This window comes from Flavobacteriales bacterium (assembly GCA_020435415.1).
GTDB lineage: Bacteria > Bacteroidota > Bacteroidia > JACJYZ01 > JACJYZ01 > JACJYZ01.
In genome coordinates this window covers 33,169-39,686 of sequence record JAGQZQ010000024.1, presented here as the reverse complement: position 1 = coordinate 39,686, position 6,518 = coordinate 33,169, and the positions used below count along the sequence as shown (strand labels likewise).

The following is a 6,518-nucleotide window of genomic DNA, read 5'->3' as shown; positions in this document are numbered from 1 at the left end:
ACTATCTGTATTTAGTTGGGGGTATCCCTCCCGAACCTACGGGATAGAAAATCACTTTTCGGATACACGAAGTACGGGCCGGGAAGGTTGATTTTCTTAATCGCTATGCAATAGAAAATCTTCTATTGCATAGTTTGGGATTAAGTTTGCAGCCATCTTGACTTGGATAGGCTCATGCAAAAATGGTAAATTCGCACCTCTTTTAACAGTATCATGGAAATCAATAAAACATATCAGCCCGAAGCCATTGAGAAGAAATGGTATGACCTGTGGATGGAGAAGGGCTTCTTTCATTCAGAACCGGACGACCGCGAAGCATATACCATCGTGATCCCACCGCCCAACGTAACGGGTGTCCTGCACATGGGGCATATGCTGAATAACACCATTCAGGATGTGCTTGTACGCCGTGCCAGGATGTTGGGAAAAAATGCATGTTGGGTGCCCGGAACAGACCATGCGTCTATTGCCACCGAAGCCAAAGTGGTGGCCAAGCTTCGCGAAGAAGGTATCCGCAAATCGGACCTTACCAGGGAAAAGTTCATGGAGCATGCCTGGGCGTGGAAAGAGAAACATGGAGGCATTATTCTGGAACAACTCAAAAAACTAGGCGCGTCATGTGATTGGGAGCGAACCCGGTTTACCATGGATGAAAGCCTCTCCGAAGCCGTGATCGATGTGTTTATTGATCTGTATAAGAAAGGTTATATATACCGCGGTGTACGGATGGTAAACTGGGACCCCAAAGCCCTCACCGCCGTTTCCGATGAAGAGGTTTATCATAAGGAAGAACAATCCCGGCTCTTTTATGTGTCTTACCCGGTAGTGGATGGTAAGGAATCACTCACGATTGCCACCACGCGTCCCGAGACGATCCTGGGGGATACCGCCGTTTGTGTACACCCGGAAGACGAACGTTACAAGCATCTTGTAGGTAAGAAAGTGCGTGTACCGCTTGTTAACCGGGAAATTCCGGTGATTGCAGATACCTACGTGGATCGCGAGTTCGGTACGGGTGCGCTGAAGATCACGCCGGCACACGATGTGAATGACTATGAGATTGGGAAGCGTCATCAACTTGAGACCATAGACATATTCAATCCCGATGGTACCCTTTCCGAAAAGGCAGGACATTTTGTCGGTACAGACCGTTTCGATGCACGCGAAAAAATGGTTGAAGCCCTTAAAAAGGAAGGTGTGCTCATTAAGACCGAGCAGTTGACCAACAAAGTTGGCTATTCCGAAAGGACACACGAGGTGATCGAGCCGCGACTGAGCCTGCAGTGGTTTTGTAGCATGAAGGAAATGGCGGGTCCCGCCCTTGACCACGTGCTGAATAAGGACATCGAACTCTTTCCCGGAAAGTTTATCAATACCTACAAGCACTGGATGGAGAATGTACGGGATTGGTGTATCTCCAGACAACTTTGGTGGGGACAACGGATACCCGCATGGTACTATGGCGATGGTGAGGATGAATTCGTGGTGGCCAAAACATCCGAAGAGGCTGTTGGTCTGGCACGTGAGAAAAGCGGACGGAATCTTTCCGCTGATGACATCAGACAGGATGAGGATGTGGTGGATACCTGGTTCTCATCCTGGCTGTGGCCGATATCCGTATTTGATGGTTTCAGGGATCCCGACAACAAAGACATAAAATATTATTACCCTACCAACGATCTGGTGACGGCCCCCGAGATTCTCTTTTTCTGGGTGGCACGGATGATCATGGCAGGGTATGAATACCGCGGGGAGAAGCCGTTTAAGAATGTTTACCTCACCGGAATTGTAAGGGATAAGCAGGGCCGCAAGATGTCCAAATCCCTCGGGAATTCACCGGATCCTCTTGACCTAATCGCCCAATACGGTGCAGATGGTGTTCGTGTGGGGATGTTGCTTTGCTCCCCCGCCGGGAACGATCTGCTGTTCGATGAGGGCCTGTGTGAACAGGGCAGGAATTTCAATAACAAGTTATGGAATGCGTTCCGACTGGTGAATGGCTGGGAGGTAAGTGATAAAGTTGAACAATCCGAAGCCGCCAGGGAGGCAGTGGCCTGGTTTGATTCCGCACTCAAACATGCGGTTGCACAACTTGAAGGGCAGTTTGAACGGTTCAAGCTCTCCGAAGCACTGATGACAATCTACAAGCTGGTGTGGGATGATTTCTGTTCGTGGTACCTGGAGATGGTAAAGCCGGCGCGTGAAACACCGATTGACCGAACCACCATGGACGCTACGACACACTTCCTGTCGGAGCTCCTTAAGCTGATGCATCCGTTCATGCCATTTATCACTGAAGAAATATGGAGCCACTTGAGTAATGAACAGCATCCTTATCTGATCAATGCCCTGTGGCCCGAAATGAGTAAGGCCGATGAGCAACTGCTGGTACGCTTTGAGCAAACAAAGGATTGGGTGATGAAGATCAGGAATTACCGCGCCTCGAATCAGATGTCACCCAAGGAAGTAGTGCCGCTCAGTTATAAGGCTGTGAGTGACGTGAACGTGATGGAAGGCGCAACGATCAAACTCGCCAATCTGAGTGATCTTCAAAGGGCGGATGTTCAGCCGGCGCAGTCTCTTGTGGTGATGGCCGGAACCACTGAACTGTACCTCCCGCTCCCGGCCAATGGTGACCAGGAAGGAAATCTGGATAAGCTTAAGGAGGAGTTGGAGTATACACGCGGATTCCTGAATACGGTAGAGAAAAAGCTCGGAAACGCCCGCTTTGTAGACAATGCCCCGGAACAAGTGGTTGAAGCTGAACGGAAAAAGAAATCTGATGCCGAAGCCCGGATCAGGTCACTGGAGACACAGCTGGCCGCGGTTTCTGGTAAATAGTAGATAGTAGTAAGTAGATAGTAGTAAGTAAAAGGACATTGGTCAACAGTCAATAGGAAATAGCAGACACAAGTGGATAACCATATCCATTTGCTAAATACCAATGTTGATCGCTTTGCATTGTAAGTTATATTGAGTCTGTGAATGGTAATACCAAGGTGTTGGGCGAAGGTTGCACCTTCGTCCTGTTATCTTCAAAGCGTTCCGCTTTGGTGTTTTCTACTGAGAATTCTTCCTCAGTTACCAGCAGTGTAAGCTAAGACGAAGCAAGTAGCTTAAAGCTACGGGATAGACAGACGAAGGTGCAACCTTCGCCTAACCACCGGATTTCCAGTAAATAGTAGATGGTAGCGAGTAGATAGTAGTTAGTAAAAGGACGGTGATCAGTAGTCAATGGGAAATAGTCGGCGCAAGTGGAAAGCTATTCTATTTGCTAAATACAAACGCGCCTTTTTCTCTTTCCTTCTCCTCTTCAGAGTTATGTCATCCCGAATCGCAGCGAGGGATCTCTGAAAGGCGATACGTTACTAATCTGAAGCCATAATTTATAAGCCAATGGCCAATATTCCCAGAAAGGTCCCCCTCTATTTACTAACTACTATCTACTCAGTACTGAGTACAAAGTGTTATTTTCCCGGAAATGTCAGAGAAACGGTTTGCGTTTCCTGATGTTTAGCGGGATCCTCGCTGTTTCTGACAAGGTTTTTTCCTTCCGGGGAAGGGGCTTGGATATTTTGACTACGGGGTGTTTCATTTGAATCCCCACTCACTGCTGGCCTGACATATATGTCAGTGCAGTATACCAGGGCAAGGGCCAGAATCATGACCCCACTCATGATCACTGTCTTTGTCCGGGTATCTTCCTGTTCAATTTTGGTCACTTTCGTCGTTAATTTGGATGCATTCGGAGGGCAAAATTAGCAACTTTATGAAATATTCCATTAAGAAAGCGTAAACTTAAAGGTAACCCATCGTTGCATATGTAAGGTAGCCCACCCATTCATGCATTAGATTTTCCCATCCGCCGAGAGCGTGGACACTTGGTACGAGAAGGTGATCCGGGTAATATTTTCTCAAACCGCTATGCCGGTTTGTTGTAAAAGAAAAAATTTCTATCCCCTCGTTTTCGAAACAGGCCCTGGCCCGTCTCATGTGGGTGGCAGACGTGATCAGGAGAAATTTACCTTCAGGCCAGTGCTCTTTCAATATTTTTGCAGTATTGACGGCGTTTTCGTGGGTGTTTCGTGAGGTGTTCTCCGTTAAAAGGTCTTTGGGTGGGATACCCAGGCCGGTGAAGTAATTGAACAACAACTCCGCTTCACTGTGTTTTTCGCTAAGGCTCCCGGAACCACCACTGATAAGAATTTTATCAATGATTCCCTTCTTATACAGGTCAACGGCCTGTAACATTCGGTCTATGTTTTCATGGAAGCCGATTCGTTCCAACTGCTCGTCAAACCCCACCATTCCGCTTAGCACAATGCCCACGTCATATCGGGTTTCCAGACTGTCAGTTCGAACACCCGGTATCTCCCAAAGGCGCATCGCCTCGTCCAGGATAAAGGAGTTAGAAAAAAAATATAAAAGCAGTCCGGCAATGACCACTGGCCTTCGTTTTTTCTTCAGCCATGCATATAAGAGTAAAATCGTGATCCAGAATAGAGGATTACAAACAGAGGCAATCAGTTTGGAGATCACGAAAAACATGGCGCAAAGATGGGAAATGTATCGTTAAACACTCCTACGGTATCATGCGATACGAATGTTTGATCTCCGACATTACCATGGAGCTGATCACTTTTCCCACATGATCGAGTGACGCCAGTTTTTTTGAAAGGAACTGTTGGTAGGCTTCCATGTCAGTCACCACCACCTTTAATAGATAGTCGTTCAGGCCGGCAACATGGTAACACTCCCTGACCTCCTCTAATTGCTGGATCTGGGTCTCAAAGGTCTTGATAAACTCCGCCTTGTGGGTGTCAAGAGACACGGAGCAGAATACCACCACATGATAACCCGCCTTCACCCTGTCTACCACCGCTACATATTGTTTGATCACCCCCGAGCGCTCCAGGCGCTTGATGCGCTCGAACACCGGTGTATGTGTCAGGTGAAGCCTGGAGCCGATCTCTTTGATGGTTAGTTTGGCGTTGTCCTGTAGCAGTCCTAATATCTTCCGGTCGGTCTTGTCCGGGGCCCAACCCCCGGATTTTTTTTCTGTATCTCCGGTTTTTGTAACCATGGTTTGGAAATTAATAGATTTAAATTCAAAATATAAAGGATATTTATCTATATATAAGTCCAAGTATATGACAAAAAATCTACACATTGTAATTTTGTTGGAAACGAATTACTTATGAAAAAGCAACGCAAGGCCCAGGCGCCGGAAAGCCTGATGATGTCCTATGGATATGACCCGCAACTCTCAGAAGGGTCCATCAAATGTCCCATTTTCCAAACATCCACCTTTGTGTTCAGGAACGCAGCGCAGGGAAAGGCGTTCTTTGAACTGGCCTATGGCCTTCGGGAGCGGGAAGAATTTGAACAGCCCGGTCTGATCTATAGCCGGCTGAACAATCCCGATCTGGAAATCCTTGAAAACCGACTGGCGCTCTGGGATGATGCGGAGGACTGCGCCGTGTTTGAAAGTGGTATGTCTGCAATCACTACCTGCCTGATGGAGTTTCTTAATCCCGGGGATCTGCTCCTGTATAGCAACCCGGTGTACGGTGGAAGCGAACACTTTATCCGTGAGGTACTCACCCGATATGGTATTGAGGTGATGGGCTTCATGCCGGATGATGATCCGGAAACGTTGTGGGCAGAACTTCAGGCATCCGGCAAAAGTGAAAAGTTGGCCATGGTATATCTCGAAACTCCAGCCAATCCAACCAATGACCTAATAGACATACAAGCATATGCTGCTCTTGCAAAAAAGGCTTCAAATAAAGACAAGAAGGTGTTGGTTGCCGTTGACAACACATACCTGGGGCCTCTTTGGCAACATCCCCTGGCCCATGGAGCGGACCTTGTTCTGTACTCCGCAACGAAATACATAGGTGGGCATAGCGATGTGATCGCCGGGGCATGCCTGGGTAGCAACGACCTTATTCAGCGTGTGAAAACGCTCAGGACCTTCCTCGGTAACATGGCCGGACCGTGGACCGGCTGGCTTTTGCTACGAAGCCTGGAAACGCTTAAAGTAAGAATGGAAGCTCAGGCGAACAATGCCCGCAAGGTGGCTGATTTTCTTAAAGGTCACCCCATGGTGGAACGGCTCTATTACCTGGGACATCTCGAAGATAAAAGCGGTAAACAGGCTGAGGTTTACAAACGCCAATGTTTGTCTGCCGGGGCCATGCTGTCCTTCGATATCCGGGGTGGAGAACGTGAAGCGTTTGCTTTTCTGGACAGTTTAAGACTGATCAAACTGGCGGTTAGCCTGGGTGGTACGGAGTCCCTTGCGCAACATCCCGCATCGATGACACATGCCGGTATTGAGCGTGATCTGAAGCAAAGGATGGGAATCACAGATAAGATGATCCGCTTATCCATAGGGGTGGAAAACTATGTTGATCTGGTACATGATATTTCGGATGCCCTGGATCAGGTTCCCAGGCATATGAGTGTTCCTGCGGCTGAGTTGTAAGGTGCGCCCCTGCATCTTGTGGGGGTGG

At 48.1% G+C, this 6,518-nt stretch carries 4 protein-coding genes; 2 read left to right on the top strand and 2 right to left on the bottom strand.

What is annotated here, in order from left to right:
- The first annotated feature begins 213 nt into the window (after positions 1 to 213).
- Entirely contained in the window at positions 214 to 2,841 is a 2,628-nt protein-coding gene (locus tag KDD36_06050) for a valine--tRNA ligase (GenBank protein ID MCB0396194.1), read from the top strand.
- A gap of 957 nt (positions 2,842 to 3,798) precedes the next feature.
- Here KDD36_06050 and KDD36_06045 read toward each other — a convergent pair.
- On the bottom strand, positions 3,799 to 4,548 hold the full coding sequence (locus KDD36_06045; GenBank protein MCB0396193.1) for a YdcF family protein: 750 nt from the start codon (positions 4,546 to 4,548) through the stop codon (positions 3,799 to 3,801).
- A gap of 34 nt (positions 4,549 to 4,582) precedes the next feature.
- A complete protein-coding gene (locus tag KDD36_06040) occupies positions 4,583 to 5,083 on the bottom strand; it encodes an Lrp/AsnC family transcriptional regulator (protein ID MCB0396192.1) in 501 nt (166 codons plus the stop codon).
- A 114-nt stretch (positions 5,084 to 5,197) separates the two neighbouring features.
- On the opposite strand from KDD36_06040, the gene KDD36_06035 reads away from it, so the two are divergent.
- The gene (locus tag KDD36_06035; protein ID MCB0396191.1) at positions 5,198 to 6,490 is read left to right on the top strand and encodes a cystathionine gamma-synthase family protein; all 1,293 of its coding nucleotides are present in this window, start codon (positions 5,198 to 5,200) and stop codon (positions 6,488 to 6,490) included.
- Positions 6,491 to 6,518 lie beyond the last annotated feature (28 nt).

What these genes read in the sequence shown, in the direction of transcription:
- KDD36_06045 (MCB0396193.1), bottom strand. Translation starts at nt 4,548, where the DNA reads ATGTTTTTCGTGATCTCCAAACTGATTGCCTCTGTTTGTAATCCTCTA.
- KDD36_06035 (MCB0396191.1), top strand. Translation starts at nt 5,198, where the DNA reads ATGAAAAAGCAACGCAAGGCCCAGGCGCCGGAAAGCCTGATGATGTCC.
- KDD36_06040 (MCB0396192.1), bottom strand. Translation starts at nt 5,083, where the DNA reads ATGGTTACAAAAACCGGAGATACAGAAAAAAAATCCGGGGGTTGGGCC.
- KDD36_06050 (MCB0396194.1), top strand. Translation starts at nt 214, where the DNA reads ATGGAAATCAATAAAACATATCAGCCCGAAGCCATTGAGAAGAAATGG.